Origin of the sequence: Mesorhizobium sp. XAP4, from assembly GCF_029269325.1 — a bacterium.
Taxonomy (GTDB): domain Bacteria; phylum Pseudomonadota; class Alphaproteobacteria; order Rhizobiales; family Rhizobiaceae; genus Mesorhizobium; species Mesorhizobium ciceri.
Window position 1 is genome coordinate 1,688,351 of sequence record NZ_JARIXW010000001.1, and the last position, 15,156, is coordinate 1,703,506.

Sequence of the window (15,156 nt, forward strand, 5' to 3'; positions counted from 1 at the left end):
GCCGGAGCGGCTGAACAGCGCCGGTCAAATCGCAAGCTTATGGATGAACGATCATGGACCAGGCTGTCGATGAGAAAACGATGGCGGAAACCGGCACGCCGATAACAGAGCGCGAAAAGAACGCCATCATCGGCGGCGTGCTGTTGTCGATGCTGTTGGCGGCACTCGATCAGACCATTGTCGCGCCGGCCATGCCGACCATCGGGCATGCGCTCGGAAACGCACACTATCTGCCATGGATCGTCACCGGTTATCTCCTGACCGCTACAGCCGTGGCTCCGCTCTACGGCAAGATTTCCGATGTCTACGGCCGCCGGCCGACCGTCTATGCCGCGATCCTGATCTTTTTGGCGGGATCGGTGGTCAGTGCGATGGCTCCCAACATGTTTGTGCTGGTTGTCGGGCGGGCGATCCAGGGCGCCGGTGGCGGCGGCTTGTTCGCTTTGACGCAGACCGTCGTCGGGGATCTCGTGCCGCCGCGCGAGCGGGCACGCTATGCCGCCTGGTTCTCCGGCACATGGGCTGTCGCCAGCATTGCCGGTCCGTTGCTCGGCGGCACTTTCGCAGAGCACCTGCACTGGTCACTGATCTTCTGGATCAACATTCCGCTTGGTTTTCTTGCGATGGCGATCATCAACAAGCCGCTCAAGAAACTGCCCATTGCCGCAAAGCGCCATCGCATCGACGGCCTGGGCGCGCTGCTTCTGATAATTGCCACGGCGCTGCTGCTGCTCGCCTTGAACTGGGGCGGCAGCGCCTATCCCTGGACTTCGCTTGAAGTCATCGGCGTTCTCTGCGGTTCGGCGATTTTCTGGAGCGCTTTTGCCTTGCGGCTCATGCGCGCCGCCGAGCCGCTCATCTCACTCGAAGTGCTTGGCAATCCAATCGTTCTGGCGGGCACGCTTTCGATGTTCCTGCTTCAGGCCGCAAGCGTCGGCATGGCTGTGTACCTGCCCGTCTATCTTCAGGCGGTGCTCGGCTTGTCGGCAGCGGAGTCGGGCATCGCGATGCTTGGGCTTCTGCTGGGGACCGTCGGCGGCGCGGCATTCAGCGGGCGTATGATCCCGCATTTCACCCACTACAAGCGCATTGCGATGGTGGGCGTCGTCTTCAGCATGCTGTGCCTCTGCCTGCTGGCCGTCGTCGCAGGATATGCGACGCTGCTGGAGGTCGAGGTCTTGACGATTTGCATCGGGTTTGGAACCGGAACGACGTTTCCGGTCACCACCGTGTCGGTCCAGAACGCCGTCGATCGCGTGCATCTCGGCGTCGCGACGGGCGTGCTGACATTCCTGCGTTCGCTTGGCAGTGCGCTTGGGGTCGCCATGCTCGGCGCGGTCGCTCTGGGCTACGGCTTGCCGCTTGCCGGTGAAGGCGTGCGGATCGCTGGCCATAGCGCGACGATCGAGCCGTTCGTGATGATCTTTGCCGTCGCCGCCGCTACATTGCTGCTGGGGCTGATCACGCTGACGCTGATGCCCGAAAAGGAGCTTCGCGGCTACGCCGACAATGCGGCGCCGATGCTGGCCGAGTAAAGTTCAGCCGGAGACGCCGAGCTTCTTCTGCAGGCTGGTCGATGAGGTCGTGTACTGGAAAACGATGCGCTCGCCGGGGCTGATGATGCGCTTGGCGGCCTGCGCCATCAGCGCCACTTCGTGGAAACCCGACAGGATCAGCTTCAGCTTGCCCGGATACCAGTTGATATCGCCGACCGCGAAGATGCCGGGCACCGATGTCTGGAATTTTTCGGTATCGACCGGAATGAGGTTCTCGTGAAGGTTGAGACCCCACTCCGCGATCGGTCCGAGCTTCATGGTCAGGCCGAAGAACGGCAGCATGCGCGTGCAAGGCACCTCGACGTCGCCATCCGGTCCCTTGATGGTGGCCGATGACAACTGGCCGTCGGCACCGGTCAATCCGGTCACCTGGCCGACCTGGAATTCGAGCTGCTTCATCTCCTGCATGGCATACATCTTGTTGACGCTGTCGGGAGCGGCGCGGAACTCAGGCCGCCGGTGCACCAGCGTCACGCTCTTTGCCACCGGCTGCAGGTTCAGCGTCCAGTCGAGCGCCGAGTCGCCGCCGCCGACAATGACGAGGTCGTGGCCGCGAAAATCCTCCATCCGGCGCACCGAATAGAAGACGCTCTTGCCTTCATAGGGCTCGATGCCGGGGATCGGCGGACGCTTGGGCTGGAAGGAGCCGCCGCCGGCGGCAATCACCACCACCTTGGCCTCGAACACCTCGTTTTCGTCGGTGGTGACGCGAAAACTGCCGTCCTCCAGTTTTTCCAGGCTGGAAACCATTCGGTTGTAGCTGAAATCGGGCTTGAACGGCGCGATCTGCTCGAGCAATTTGTCGACCAGCCCCTGCGCCGAGATCGAAGGCCAGCCTGGAATGTCGTAGATCGGCTTTTCCGGATAGAGCTCCGCGCATTGGCCGCCCGGCCGATCGAGAATGTCGATCAGGTGGCACTTCATGTCGAACAGGCCGAGCTCGAACACGGCAAACAGGCCAACCGGCCCTGCCCCGACAATAAGCACGTCTGTCCTGGTGATGTCGGTCATGCCTGTGCCTCGCTGCGCATGACCCCGAAAATCGGATCGATTTTCGGAAAGGATCACGCGCAAATAAAAGTGCTACAGCGTCCTTTGCGCGTCCAAGAGGACGCGCGGCGCTGTGGTGAAACAGCAGGACACTGCATGACCATCGCCCCGCTGCCAAGCCACAGCGGGAAAAATCAGTTGGCAAAAAGGTTGCGCTTATCCCTGGCGGGCAGGCACCCGCACGACCAAGCCGTCAAGCGCATCGCGGACCTTGATCTGGCATGACAGGCGCGAGTTGGGCTGGACGTCGTAGGCGAAGTCCAGCATGTCCTCTTCCATCGCTTCCGGCTCGCCGACTTCAGCCGTCCAGGCTTCGTCGACATAGACGTGACAGGTGGCACAGGCGCAGGCACCGCCGCATTCGGCTTCGATCCCGGGCACGGCGTTGCGGATCGCGTTCTCCATGACCGTAGAGCCGTTCTCGGCGTCCATGTCGAAATGCGTGCCGTCATGGGCAATGAAAGTCAGCTTGGTCATTTGTCACCTGAAGGGAGTTGCAGCCGAGATAATCACTCCGGCTGACAAGTCAACTGCCGCATGAAAGCGCCGCCCGATGACGTTTTTCCGCAAATCGGATTCGGCGCGGATTCAGCGGTTGATGGCGGCGATGAAATCGCGCACTTCGTCGATCAGCGTACCAAGCCGCTTGAGCGTCTGGCCGTCTTCCGGCCGGTGCTCGATCTCGGTGGCGCAATCGGCGATGGCAAAGGCGCCCACGCCCCGTGCCGAACCCTTTAATCCATGGGCGAGCAGAAGCCGGTCCTTGATATCGGCGTCGACTATTCTGTCGCGCACGGACAGCGCCTGCTGTACAAATAGCGCCAGAACCTCTTGCTCAAGGCTGCGGTCACCCATTGTCTGGCGGGCAAGGTGTGCCAAATCGACCGGCCGTGACCGTCTTGGTCCGGATACATCTCCCCCGGGCATTGAGAAGGCGATGCCGCTTTCGCCACGCATGAACTCGAACTCCGTTTCTTCGACTCGCCCAAAAACCTAGGCGAATCCAATGGACAACGGGTTAATGAATGGCCCGGAAAAATGTTGCCAAAGCGGCGTCCAAATCACAGTTCCGTTAACCTTATATTTAAAGTTTTACGTATCCCGCGGAATGCATGTTTTCTTTACCCCCCTGTGTCATTACGATACGAGGGGTCCATTTTCAGCCTCCTGCGCGGGGCAAGACAAACAGAATTATAAGCCCGCGGCAGCTAGTACAGGGTAGCGAAGGCATGGCAAAGAAACCGACGACGAGAACTCTCGACAGCGAAGTGGCCAGGGAACTGGAAAAGGCGCTCGATCTCGACCTCAGCAATGAGATCGGCAGCGGCGACCTCGATATCGCGGCTTCGATGGAGGATCTTGAAGCGCAGATATCCCAGGCGGCCGACGAGCTGGCGCGCGAGGGACGCAATCATAAGCCGGAACAGAACCCGGAGCCGGTGGTCAACCAAAACCAGGCCGCGAAACCCGCGCCCAAGGCCAAACCTGCCGAATTGCGCCCCGTGGAACCGCGCAATGGCGCCCAGCCCGCAGGTTTCGCGCCGGCCAATGACGATCGCCAGAAGGATTACAAGACGCTCCTGCACAGCCTCAACAGGCGTGCCTCGAACACCATTTACTGGGTCGTCGCCTTCGTTTCGCTCGCCTGGTTCGCCGGTGCCGGTGGTTTGGCCAATCTGCTTTTCGGACCGAGCATCTGGAGAATCCGCACGCTCGACCAGTTCCTCGCCCGTCCGGAACTGATCGGCCTCGCCGTCGCGGCCATCGTGCCCGTCATCCTGTTCTGGGCCTTCGCCGCCATGATTCGCCGCGCCCAGGAAATGCGCATCGCCGCACAGTCGATGACCGAAGTGGCCTTCCGCCTGACCGAGCCGGAAAACCTTGCCCAGGATCGCGTCATGATGATCGGCCAGGCCGTTCGTCGCGAGGTCGCGGCGATGGGCGAAGGCATCGAACGCACGCTTGCCCGCGCCGTCGAACTGGAAACGCTTGTCCACAGCGAAGTCAACCAGATCGAACGCTCCTATTCCGAGAATGAATCCCGCATCCGTTCGCTGGTCGACGGCCTCGGCAGCGAGCGCGAAGCCGTCGTCACCCATGCCGAGCGCGTCCGCGCCTCGATTACCGGCGCGCATGAGACGCTGAAGGACGAGATCGGCGCGGCTTCCGACATCATTCGCGACTCGATCCTCAATGCATCGACCAAATTGTCGATGACAATCACCAATTCCGGCGACACGCTGATCGACCGCATCAACGAAAGCTCGATGTCGATCTTCGATTCCGTCGAAGGCCGGCTCGATTCGATCACCGACCGCCTGTCGACCTCGGGCGAGGCCTTCGCCAGCCTTCTCGACACCCGCATTGCCAAGCTGACGGACACCACGGACGGACTGACGCGGTCGTTGACCGATCTGCTCGACGATCGCACCACCGGCATGGTGTCGCTGCTTGGCGGCGCCGCGCGCACCCTCAATTCCGAATTCGAGGCCAGCCTCAACGGCATCGAGCGCACGCTCGCCGAACGCGGCCAGGCGCTGATCAGCGAGTTCCAGACCCGCGCCGAGGCGCTCGACACCGGAACGCAGAAGCTCAATGCGGCACTCGAGGCCCGCGCCCGCCAGATCAATGAAACGCTGGTCGAGCGCGCCCGCGAAATCGCGCACACCTTCGCCGAGAGCAAGGACACGCTGTCGGCGATGATCGATCAGGGCAAGACCCAGATCGGCGCCGACATGGCCGACATCGTCACTTCGACCTCCTCTATGCTCGAAGCCCGCGCCAGCGACTTCGCCGGACGCATGGAAGCCGCCCGTCACGTCGTGTCGCGTTCGTTCGACAGTGACATCCAGCGGCTCGCCGACGCCCGCGTCGGCATCGAGGAAGCTGTCGAGAACCACAGCAGGAAACTGTCCGAAAGCCGCGAGCGCATGGCCGCGGCCATGGAGGCCGACCTGGCGAAGTTCGCCGAGGGCCGCGCCGCCATCGATGCGGCAGTAACCAACCAGGTGCAGAAGCTGGCCGAAGGCCGCAGCCTGATCTCGCGCGCTCTCGAAGAGGATCTGCGCAAGGTCAATGAATCGCGGGCGGCCATCGATGCATCGCTCGGCAGCCATCTCGAAAGGCTGGAAGAAGGTCGCAACAGGCTCTCTATTGCCTTGAATGAAGACTCCGGGAAGCTGGTGCAAGCTCGTACGATCATTGATGAAATGGTCGCCGGACATGTCGGAAAACTCGCCGAGGGCCGCAACATTCTGTCGCGCGCTTTGGAAGCCGATCTCGGAAAACTGTCCGACAGCCGCGCCGACATCGACGGTCTGGTCGCCGGTCAGGTGGAAAAAATCGCCGAAGGCCGCGCCGTGCTCGCCAAGGCGTTGGAAAACGACATCGTCGGCATCAAGAGCCTCATCGAAACCCATTCCGCCAAACTGGCGGAAGACCGCACGCAGCTTTCCCATTCGCTCGACAATGATCTGTCCGGCATACGCGGCCTGATCGAAAGCCATTCGGGACGGTTGGCCGAGGACCGCAGCCTGCTGTCGCAGACCCTTGAAGCCGACCTTGCCAAGCTGGCCGAAAGCCGTTCGAGCATCGACGGTCTGGTCGCCGGTCAGGTCGAGAAGCTGGCGGAAGGCCGCGACATTCTCAAGCGCGCGCTGGAATCCGACCTGAACACGATCAAGGGCGTTATCTCAAGCCAGTCGGAAAAGCTGGCCGAGGATCGCGGTCAGCTTTCCCGGGTCCTGGAAGCCGACCTGCAGAATGTGAACAGCGTCATCGCCGATCACATGAACAAGCTTGTCCAAGACCGCTCCGCCCTGTCCAGGGCCCTTGAGGACGACCTCGCCAAGCTGGCCGACAGCCGCTCCAGCATCGACGGGCTGGTTGCGGGTCAGGTCGAGAAGTTGTCCGAGGGCCGAGATATTCTGCGGCGCGCTCTGGAATCCGACCTCAATGCGATCAAGGGGACCATTGCCGACCAGTCGCAGAAACTGGTCGATGACCGGGCACAGTTCGCCCGGGCACTCGAGGCTGACCTCGAAAGCGTCAATGGCTTGGTCAACAGCCATTCCGAAAGGCTCGTCCAGGATCGTTCGACGCTGTCGAAAGCGCTTGAAGCCGACCTCGAAAACGTCGGTGGCCTCGTTAACAGCCACGCGGAAAGGCTTGTCCAGGAGCGCTCGACCCTGTCCAAGGCGCTCGAGGACGATCTTGCCAAACTGGCCGAGAGCCGCTCAAGCATCGACGGTCTGGTCGCCGGCCAGGTCGAGAAACTCGCCGAAGGTCGCGATGTTCTCAAGCGCGCGCTGGAAGCCGATCTCGCCAAGCTGGCCGAAAGCCGCTCCAGCATCGACGGTCTGGTTGCCGGCCAGGTCGAGAAGCTGGCCGAGGGCCGCGACATTCTCAAACGCGCCCTCGAAGCCGACCTGCAGAAGCTGACCGAAAGCCGCAGCGACATCGACGACGTCATCGCCGGACATGTCGGCAAGCTGTCCGAAGGCCGCAATATGTTGACCCGCGCGCTGGAAGACGATCTCGGCAAGCTCGCCGAGACCCGCAAGGACGTTGACCGCTCGCTGTCGGGCCATATCGACCAGATCGCTGCCAGAAGCACCGGCATTTCCGACGCGATCGCTGCCGATGTCGAGAAGATCGAGCAGGCGTTCAGTCGCCAGACCGGCATCATCGAGGAGCGCGCCGGCACCATGGAACGTGCGCTCTCGACAGGCGTCGACAACGTCCGCGCCGTGCTCGAGAAGAGCGCCGTGTTTGTCGCCGGCGCCCTGCGCGAAAAGGTGCTGGAAGTCACCAGCACCCTGCACGAGCAGGCCGGTGCCGCGTTCAGCGACGCCGACCGGAAGATCGCCGAGCGCGCCGAGCAGACCTCCGCCGCCCTGCTGGCGCGGGCCGAAGACATCGCCCGCACCTTCGAGGAGGCCGACCGTCGCCTGCACGCCCGTGCAGAAGATACGTCGAACGCCTTGCTTGCCCGCGCGGACGACACGTCCAGCTCGCTGCTGGCCCGTGCCCATGAAACCGCCGATCAGCTGGCCGCTCGCGCAAATCAGATCGCCGGCACCTTCGAAGCGGCAGACCAGAAGCTTGCCGCCCGCGCCCAGGAAACCGCAGATCAGCTGACCGCCCGGGCTCAGGACACCGCCGACCATCTGGCAGCTCGTGCAAGCGAAATTGCAGGCACGTTCGATGCCGCCGACCAGAAGCTGGTCGCCCGCGCCATCGAAACGGCCCAGTCGCTGGCCGCGCGCGCCGGCGACATCCTGCGCAACTTCGAAGGCGCCGACCAGCGGCTCGGTATGCGGATCGGCGAATCGGCCGAAGCGCTTGCCGCACGCGCATCGGACCTTGGCCGCATCTTCGATGCCGCCGACCAGCAGCTCGTCTCGCGCATCGCCGAGGGTTCGGAAGCGCTGTCGAGCCGCGCCTCGGAAATCGGCCGTATCTTCGACGACGCGGATCAGCGTCTGGTGTCGCGCATCGCCAGCAGCACCACCACGATCGGCGAGCATGCCGAGACGATCGTCGGCGCCTTTGCCGATACCGAGCAACGGGTTGCCGAACGCGCAAGGCGGACCGGCCAGGAAATGGCCGTGCATGCCCGCGAAATCGAGCAGGCGCTTGCCGGCGCCGACGAGCGGCTCGCCTCGAGCGCGGCAGCCGCGGCAGCCCGTGTCGAAGAGCAGGTCTCGGGCGTCGAGAACCGCCTCGCCTTTACGGCCGAGACGATGGGCCAGAAGCTCAACGAGCAGGTGTCGAACGCCGAGGCGCAACTCGTCTCGCGCGCCAATGTGATCGCCGAGACCTTCACCGCGGTCGGCCAGCATATCGGCCAGAGCACCAACGATGCCGCCAAGACGATCGGCGCCAACACCCGCGAACTCAACACCATGCTCGCGGCGCGTTCGGCCGAAATGTCGAAGATCCTCGACGAAACCGCACGGCCTTTGGTCGAGCGCTTCGCCCAGGGCGGCTCGGACCTGCAAAAGAGCATGGAAGAGGTCACAGAACGCGCCACCGAGAAGCTGCGCAGCGAGAATGCCGCACTTGTCGACGCGCTCGCCAACCGCACCGCCGAAACCTTGTCGGCGGTCGAGGGCGCCCGCTCGTCGCTGTCCGACAGCGTCGCCGACCTCATCGGCCGGATGACCAAGTCCAGTTCGCAGCTCGGTCAGTTGATCGAGCAGGCCGCGGTCAATCTCGGCCAGGTCGATGAACGCCTGAGCGGCAGCACGCAAAGCTTCGCCGCCACCACCGAGAAGGCCGCGCAGACCTTTGCCAGCTCGGCACGTCTGGTCGATTCGAACACGACAAGGCTGACGGAACTGTCGTCGTCCACCTTGCGCGAGGTCGCGTCGATTGCCACCAAGTTCGACGAGCACAGCCGCCTGCTGTCCAGTGCTTCGGACCTGTTGAGCTCGGCCCAGAGCAACCTCGAGCACACGCTCGAACGGCAGTCGTCGCTCGAAGACCTCGCCGTCGGCCTGGTCAAGAAGTCGGAAGATCTCGAAAGGGTCATGCGCTCGTTCGAAAATCTCGTCGGCCAGACGCTGCAGAACGCCGAAGGCAAGACGATGGAGTCGGCCGACAAGATCCGCAACGCCATCACCGACGTGGTCGACTCGGCAACCAAGCGCTTTGCCGATGCGACCGAGGAGATGCGGCGCACAGCGGGTTCGATCAAGAGCGAGCTCGACCTGACCCGCGCCGAGCTCAAGAAGGGCGTCATCGAAATGCCGGAAGAGGCCAAGGAATCGACTTCGGCCATCCGCCGCGCCGTTTCCGAGCAGATCAACGCCCTGAAGGAGCTTTCGGACATCGTGGCCAAGTCCGGCCGCGGCGGTGACGGGTCCGAACCACGCAACCTGCGTCCGGCGCCGCAAGCGCCGGCCGCACGCGCTGCCGAGCCGCCGCGCCGAGCACCGGCACCGCAGCCGGACCTGCGCACGCAGGCGCCCTTGGGCGGCCCTGCATTGCGCGGCACGCTCGACCTTGACCGTCCGACCGAGGCGGCACCGCGTCCGCGCGGCGATGCCAACGCCCGCACGCCGCAGGGTGGCTGGGTGCGCGATCTGCTGACCGCGGCATCGAACGATGAGGACCTCAGGTCGGCAGCTCCCCCAGCGACTGCGGAAGCGCCCCGCGCTACGCCTGCCCAGCGCTCGCCCCTGCATGTCGTCGAATCGCTGAACTCGCTCTCCGTCGATATCGCGCGGGCCATCGACCACGATGCTTCGATCGAGCTGTGGAACCGTTACCGGCGCGGCGAGCGTGACGTGTTCACAAGGCGGCTCTACACGCTGAAGGGTCAGCAGACGTTCGACGAGATCCGTCGCAAGTATCAGGCCGAGGCCGAGTTCCGCGCCGCCGTCGACCGCTACTGCGACGATTTCGAGAAGCTGCTCAAGGATGTCTCGCGCAACGACCGCGACAACATCATGGCGCAGACCTACCTGACGTCGGACACCGGCAAGGTCTACACCATGCTGGCGCATGCGAGCGGCCGCCTGCACTAAGACGGGAATTGAACAGGCGGGCCATGGTCCGCCTGTGCCAGCTCTAACGTCCGGCACGCGTTGAACCTGCCCGCAACAGGTCTTGTGAGACTATCGATGCCTTCGGAATCCGCCCTAAGTCGATCTCCCGACGGCGCTATAATTCATCCACAGTACCGCTGCCCTGACGCTCGCAGGGTGTGATCGTGAAGACGGCAATCATATTCGACTGCGAGTTTCTTTGCCTGGAGGGCTCGCAACGCAGATTCTGGTGCGCGGCCTACGATCCCGACCCGGTGATCGCACAGATCGGCGCCGTCAGGCTTGGACTTGAAGGCGACTTCCCCCTGCTCGGAACACACAAGGCCTATATCAGACCGGTCGACCGGTTTGGTCAGAGATACGCCCTGGACCCATTCTTCACCAAACTGACCGGCATCACCGAGGAAGATTTGGAGACAAAAGGGGTGGCACTAGGGGATGCCCTCGCCGACATCGATCGTTTTTCCGAAGGGGCGCGATTCTGGTCCTGGGGCAAGGACGAATTGAACATGATCGCCATCAGCTGCTATGTCGCGGGCATTCAGCCTTCGATCCCGGCCACCCGGTTTGACAACACCGTCAAGCTGCTGATCGCAGCCGGAATGCCGATCGAGGATCTGGCGAGAACGCCGAGCAACAAGCTTGCGGATTACTACGGCGTCAAGCACCCGCCATTGCAGGGGCACGATGCGCTCGATGACGCGCTGTCCGTGACCTACACCCTGCAGCACCTGATGAAGACCGGAAAGCTCCGGCCGGAGATCTTCGACCACTTGTAGGTAGAGAAGCCTGGTGGGATGAGCCTGGTGGGATGAGCCTGGTGGGATTCCGGCGCGCGTCGCGCTCAGATCACCGAATCCGTCCAGCGCACGATCTGCCCGGCGGCGTCGCCGAACGCCTTGTCGAGTGCGCTGACATAAGCAGGATTGCCGCTGCCCGAGACGGGTGCGGCTGCGGTGAAGCTCTTGGAAGCACGGACCTCGCCGTTGCGATCGTTCAGGATCCGCACGAACAGATCGACCTCGGCATGTTCGCCGCCGTCGACCCGAACCTCGAATGAGCGGATCTCGACGATCACCTGATAGTCGATCGCCAGGCCCTCGCCCGGCTTGCCGACGCCGGCAAAGCTGCCCGAGCGCTGGAAGGTCTCGGCCAGCCGCGCCTGCACGATCAGCGGCAGCCGGTCGGCCCATTGCGCGCCCTTGAGATACTGGATCGAACGATCCGACGGTTTGATGACGATGTTCTGGCTGTCCAGCGCCTTGAGCGCCGACGGCTGCGCGATCAGGATCTGGCGGCGGCTGTGGCCATGCGCGTCGACCGACGGCGCCGACAGCTCGAACGTATCGAGCGGCGCGGGCTTGCCGCCCAACGCCGCACAGCCGGCCAGCGTCAAGGCAAGCAGTGCCGCAGCCGATGTCAACCCGCCCGTTTTCACCCACACAGACTTCACGCGCGATCCCCGTTGTCCCCGGATCGTAAGATCGACCCGCTTTCGCGGCTCATGTTTCTGGGGCGCGCCGGCGCCGAAGTCAACGCCGCGCCCTGCCATCGAATTGCCGAACCTCGCCGTCGCCACCCGACAGGATGCGCTGCGGATTGCGGCTGAGATCGGTTACCGCCTCCTCGATGCGGCTGATCGAACGGCGGCTGTCCTGCACCAGCGCTTCGACGTTCGAAAGCCCCTGGCCCGAGAATCGCGCCAGATTGTCGGTGATGACGCCAAGGCGGGCATTCAGCGTGTCGGCAACCTGCTTGAACGACTTCAGCGTCGCCCTCGCATCCGCCATCACGCCGTCGGCCTGCCCCGACCCGAGCAAGGTATCGACCTTGGCTAGAATGCCATCGACCCGCACCGAGGCATCGTTGAGCCGTTGCGCGAGCTGCTTTGCGTCCTTGATCGTCTGGTCGATGTCGTCGGCCCGGTTGGCGAACTTGTGGGTCACCTCCGCGATGTCGGCGGCGGCCTTGTCGGCGCTCTCGCTGGCCTTTTGGATGTTGGCGAGCGCCGAGCGCACTTGTGCGGGATCGATACCGTCGAGCACGTTGTCGACTTTGGCCAGCGTGCCTTGCGTCCGTTTGGCGAAGTCGTTGACCGACCCCACGGCTGTATCGACGTTCTTGATCACGCCGTCGAGCTGCTTCGACGTCTCCTTGAGGTTACCGGTTACTGCGTCGACATTGGCGACGATGCTCTTGATCTTGTCCTTGTCGACCGCGTTGAGAAGGCCTTCGGCCGCCTTCAGCGTGCCGTCGAGTTTGCCGGAAACGCCTTTCAGCTCATCGGCCAGCGTGCTGGCCGCGGACAGGAACTTGTCGATGCCGTCCGAATTCTTGGCCAGCGCATCGGAGAAGGTCTGGACGTTCTGGACGGTCTGCGTCAGCGGCCCGCGAACGTCCTTGGTGAAGCCTTCGAGCTCGGTCAGCACCTTGTCGGCGCGGGTAAAAATATTCTGCGCCGTCTGCAAGAGGTTGGTCACCGCCGACGGGTTGGCGACGATCTCGGCGACCTTGCCTTCCTTTTCTGCTTGGTCGAGGAGCTTTACCTCCTTGGGATCGGCGCCCTTGAGCTCGATGTTGGCCTGCCCGGTCAGGCCGGCAAGCCCGATATCGGCTTGCGTCGATTTGGTGATCGGCGTCATGCGGTCGATCTCGGTATCGGCGATGGCAACCGTCGGATTGTCGACATCGATATAGACGCGCTTGACGTCGCCGACCTTGACGCCGTTGAACAGCACGAAACTTCCGCGGCCGAGCCCGGAGGCCGAGCCCGGAATACGCACGCGCAGCAACGTCGTCTCGCCCTTGTCGCCGATCGCCGCCGTCCAGTAGACGAAGGCAAACGCCGCCAGGATCGCGGCCAGCGTGAAGATGCCGACAATGACGTAGTTGGCTCTGGTTTCCATTGTCCCACTTATGGCTATGCGCGCGCCGCAAGATCAAGTTGCCGGGCGCGTTTTCCGCGGAAATAGGACTTTACCCACGGTTCCTCGCTCTTCAGCATGTCATCGATGGTGCCTTCGACCAGCACTTTCTTCTTGCCGAGCACGGCCACCCGGTCGCAAGCGGTGAACAGCGTGTCGAGGTCATGCGTCACCATGTAGACGGTCAGATCCATCGTATCGCGCAGCTTGACCACCAGCTCGTCGAACTCCGCCGCGCTGATCGGATCGAGACCCGATGTCGGCTCGTCGAGGAAGACGATGTCGGGATCGAGCGCCAGCGCCCGCGCCAGTGCGGCGCGCTTGATCATGCCGCCGGACAGTTCGGATGGGAATTTTTGCGCCGCGTCGGGCGGCAGCCCGACCAGCTCGATCTTGAGCATCGCCAGTTCGTCCATCAGCTTTCGCGGCAGGTCGAGATATTCGCGCATCGGCACCTGGACGTTTTCCAGCACCGTCAGCGCCGAGAACAGGGCGCCGTGCTGGAACAGCACGCCAAGCCGCATGTCGATGCGCAGACGCTCGGCATCATCAGCCTTCTCGATATCGACGCCGAACAGCTTGATGGTGCCCGACTGCTTGCGCGTCAGGCCGAGAATGGTGCGCAGTAGAACGGATTTGCCAGCGCCCGAGGCGCCGACAAATCCAAGGATTTCGCCGCGCCTTATGTCGAGCGACAGTCTGTCGAGGATAAGCTTGTCGGCAAAGGAAACGCTGATGTCGTGCGCGGAAAGCACGATATCGCCCTCGCCCGCGTCATCCGCCAATGCACCCGCCCTTTTCCTGTTTCGCAGCTTCATCTCAGAACTCGATCGCTGCGTAGAACATGGCAAAAAGCCCGTCGAGGATGATGACGACGAAGATCGACTTCACCACAGAGGCGGTGACGTGCTGGCCGAGCGATTCGGCGCTGCCGCCGACCTTCATGCCTTCGACCGAGGCAATCGTGCCGATGATCATGGCCATGAACGGCGCCTTGATCAGGCCGGCAAAGATGGTGCTGAGATCAATGGCGACACGCAGCCGGTCGATGAAGGCGGCGGGTGGAATGTCGGAATAGAGCCAGGCAGCCAGGATGCCGCCGCCGAGTGCGGCGAAATTGGCGATGATGGTCAGGCACGGCAAGGCGATGACCAGCGCCACAAGGCGCGGAAAGACCAGGACGCCGATCGGGTTGAGTCCGATGACCTTCAGCGCGTCGACCTCCTCGCGCATCTTCATCGAGCCGATCTCGGCGGTGATCGCGCTGCCGGAGCGGCCGGCGATCATGATCGCCGTCATCAGCACGCCGAGTTCGCGCAGGATCAGCACGCCGACGAGGTCGACGACGAAGATATCGGCGCCGAAATAGCTGAGCTGATAGGCGCCCTGCTGGGCAACGATGGCGCCGACGATCGCCGACATCAGCACCACCACCGGAATGGCGCCGACGCCCATACGGTCGATCTGGTTGAAAATCGCCGCCGGGTTGACCGCATGGCCACGGCCGAGCTTCATCTGCGCGCCACGGATGGTGGCGCCGAGGATGTTCATCGAGGCCAGAAAATCGTCGCGCATCTCGTAGACCCGGCGGCCAACCGCCTCCAGCGCGCGAATGACGATGTTGGGCGGTCGCACCGGGCCGGATTCGGGTTCGCGCCGCACGGCCTCGCCGACAGCTTCGAGCAGGATCGAAGCGATCTCGCTCTGGCCTTGCATCTGGATCTCGACACCCTTCTTCTCGAAGGCGCTGACCAGCCGGTCGATCAGCCAGGCGCCGGCAGTGTCCATCTTCTCGATCTTGGAAACATCGAGCGCCAAGGTTTTGAAGCCGCTTCGCTTTTCGATCTTGCGCATGTCGGCGTCGACGAGTGCAACGGTCCTTGTCGTCCAGATTCCGGAGAAAGCGCAGCCAAGAACGCCGTCCTCCTCGCCGGTCGCCACGCGCGGTTCGTGGTCAGCCTCCCCTGCGGTCGTGCCGCTTGCGTCGCGCTTGCCGATGGTCAACATGGCGTCCTGTTTAGCCTGACGGGTCTGACCTGTCGATTTGCCGACAACGCTTGTCGCACAGCAGGA

Annotated in this window: 10 protein-coding genes; 3 read left to right on the top strand and 7 right to left on the bottom strand. The window is 63.2% G+C overall.

Going from position 1 to position 15,156, the window contains the following annotated elements:
- Nucleotides 1-53: 53 nt before the first annotated feature.
- Nucleotides 54-1,535 carry an MDR family MFS transporter gene (locus P3C39_RS08545; protein WP_027161499.1) on the top strand — a complete coding sequence of 494 codons (1,482 nt, stop codon included), beginning with the start codon at nucleotides 54-56 and terminating at the stop codon, nucleotides 1,533-1,535.
- A 3-nt stretch (nucleotides 1,536-1,538) separates the two neighbouring features.
- On the opposite strand, the gene P3C39_RS08550 is transcribed toward P3C39_RS08545, so the two are convergent.
- From P3C39_RS08550 to P3C39_RS08560, 3 genes are all read right to left on the bottom strand, one after another.
- Nucleotides 1,539-2,567, bottom strand: coding sequence for an NAD(P)/FAD-dependent oxidoreductase (locus P3C39_RS08550; protein WP_013531877.1), 1,029 nt, complete (start codon nucleotides 2,565-2,567; stop codon nucleotides 1,539-1,541).
- A gap of 195 nt (nucleotides 2,568-2,762) precedes the next feature.
- Nucleotides 2,763-3,083 (bottom strand): 2Fe-2S iron-sulfur cluster-binding protein, encoded by a 321-nt coding sequence (locus tag P3C39_RS08555; protein WP_013531878.1) that lies wholly within the window; start codon nucleotides 3,081-3,083, stop codon nucleotides 2,763-2,765.
- A 111-nt stretch (nucleotides 3,084-3,194) separates the two neighbouring features.
- Entirely contained in the window at nucleotides 3,195-3,563 is a 369-nt protein-coding gene (locus tag P3C39_RS08560) for an Hpt domain-containing protein (protein ID WP_023813039.1), read from the bottom strand.
- Nucleotides 3,564-3,835: 272 nt separating this feature from the next.
- Here P3C39_RS08560 and P3C39_RS08565 point away from each other — a divergent pair, with 272 nt between their 5' ends.
- Nucleotides 3,836-10,138: a kinesin gene (locus P3C39_RS08565; protein WP_275953107.1), complete on the top strand. Its 6,303-nt coding sequence runs from the start codon at nucleotides 3,836-3,838 to the stop codon at nucleotides 10,136-10,138.
- Nucleotides 10,139-10,323: 185 nt separating this feature from the next.
- Nucleotides 10,324-10,938 (top strand): 3'-5' exonuclease, encoded by a 615-nt coding sequence (locus P3C39_RS08570; protein WP_275953108.1) that lies wholly within the window; start codon nucleotides 10,324-10,326, stop codon nucleotides 10,936-10,938.
- Between the two features lie 65 nt (nucleotides 10,939-11,003).
- On the opposite strand, the gene P3C39_RS08575 is transcribed toward P3C39_RS08570, so the two are convergent.
- Genes P3C39_RS08575 through P3C39_RS08590 form a run of 4 tightly spaced genes read right to left on the bottom strand, consistent with a single transcriptional unit; the run spans nucleotide 11,004 to nucleotide 15,090 of the window.
- Nucleotides 11,004-11,711 (bottom strand): ABC-type transport auxiliary lipoprotein family protein, encoded by a 708-nt coding sequence (locus tag P3C39_RS08575; protein WP_063167914.1) that lies wholly within the window; start codon nucleotides 11,709-11,711, stop codon nucleotides 11,004-11,006.
- Complete coding sequence (locus tag P3C39_RS08580) at nucleotides 11,692-13,065, bottom strand: MlaD family protein (protein WP_013531883.1); 1,374 nt, start codon at nucleotides 13,063-13,065, stop codon at nucleotides 11,692-11,694. The genes P3C39_RS08575 and P3C39_RS08580 overlap by 20 nt, the downstream gene beginning before the upstream one ends.
- Before the next feature lie 14 nt (nucleotides 13,066-13,079).
- Entirely contained in the window at nucleotides 13,080-13,868 is a 789-nt protein-coding gene (locus P3C39_RS08585; RefSeq protein WP_027161494.1) for an ABC transporter ATP-binding protein, read from the bottom strand.
- Nucleotides 13,869-13,902: 34 nt separating this feature from the next.
- Nucleotides 13,903-15,090 (bottom strand): ABC transporter permease, encoded by a 1,188-nt coding sequence (locus tag P3C39_RS08590; RefSeq protein ID WP_275953109.1) that lies wholly within the window; start codon nucleotides 15,088-15,090, stop codon nucleotides 13,903-13,905.
- Nucleotides 15,091-15,156 lie beyond the last annotated feature (66 nt).

What these genes read in the sequence shown, in the direction of transcription:
- P3C39_RS08545 (WP_027161499.1), top strand. Translation starts at nt 54, where the DNA reads ATGGACCAGGCTGTCGATGAGAAAACGATGGCGGAAACCGGCACGCCG.
- P3C39_RS08565 (WP_275953107.1), top strand. Translation starts at nt 3,836, where the DNA reads ATGGCAAAGAAACCGACGACGAGAACTCTCGACAGCGAAGTGGCCAGG.
- P3C39_RS08575 (WP_063167914.1), bottom strand. Translation starts at nt 11,711, where the DNA reads ATGGCAGGGCGCGGCGTTGACTTCGGCGCCGGCGCGCCCCAGAAACAT.
- P3C39_RS08590 (WP_275953109.1), bottom strand. Translation starts at nt 15,090, where the DNA reads ATGTTGACCATCGGCAAGCGCGACGCAAGCGGCACGACCGCAGGGGAG.
- P3C39_RS08580 (WP_013531883.1), bottom strand. Translation starts at nt 13,065, where the DNA reads ATGGAAACCAGAGCCAACTACGTCATTGTCGGCATCTTCACGCTGGCC.
- P3C39_RS08555 (WP_013531878.1), bottom strand. Translation starts at nt 3,083, where the DNA reads ATGACCAAGCTGACTTTCATTGCCCATGACGGCACGCATTTCGACATG.
- P3C39_RS08550 (WP_013531877.1), bottom strand. Translation starts at nt 2,567, where the DNA reads ATGACCGACATCACCAGGACAGACGTGCTTATTGTCGGGGCAGGGCCG.
- P3C39_RS08560 (WP_023813039.1), bottom strand. Translation starts at nt 3,563, where the DNA reads ATGCGTGGCGAAAGCGGCATCGCCTTCTCAATGCCCGGGGGAGATGTA.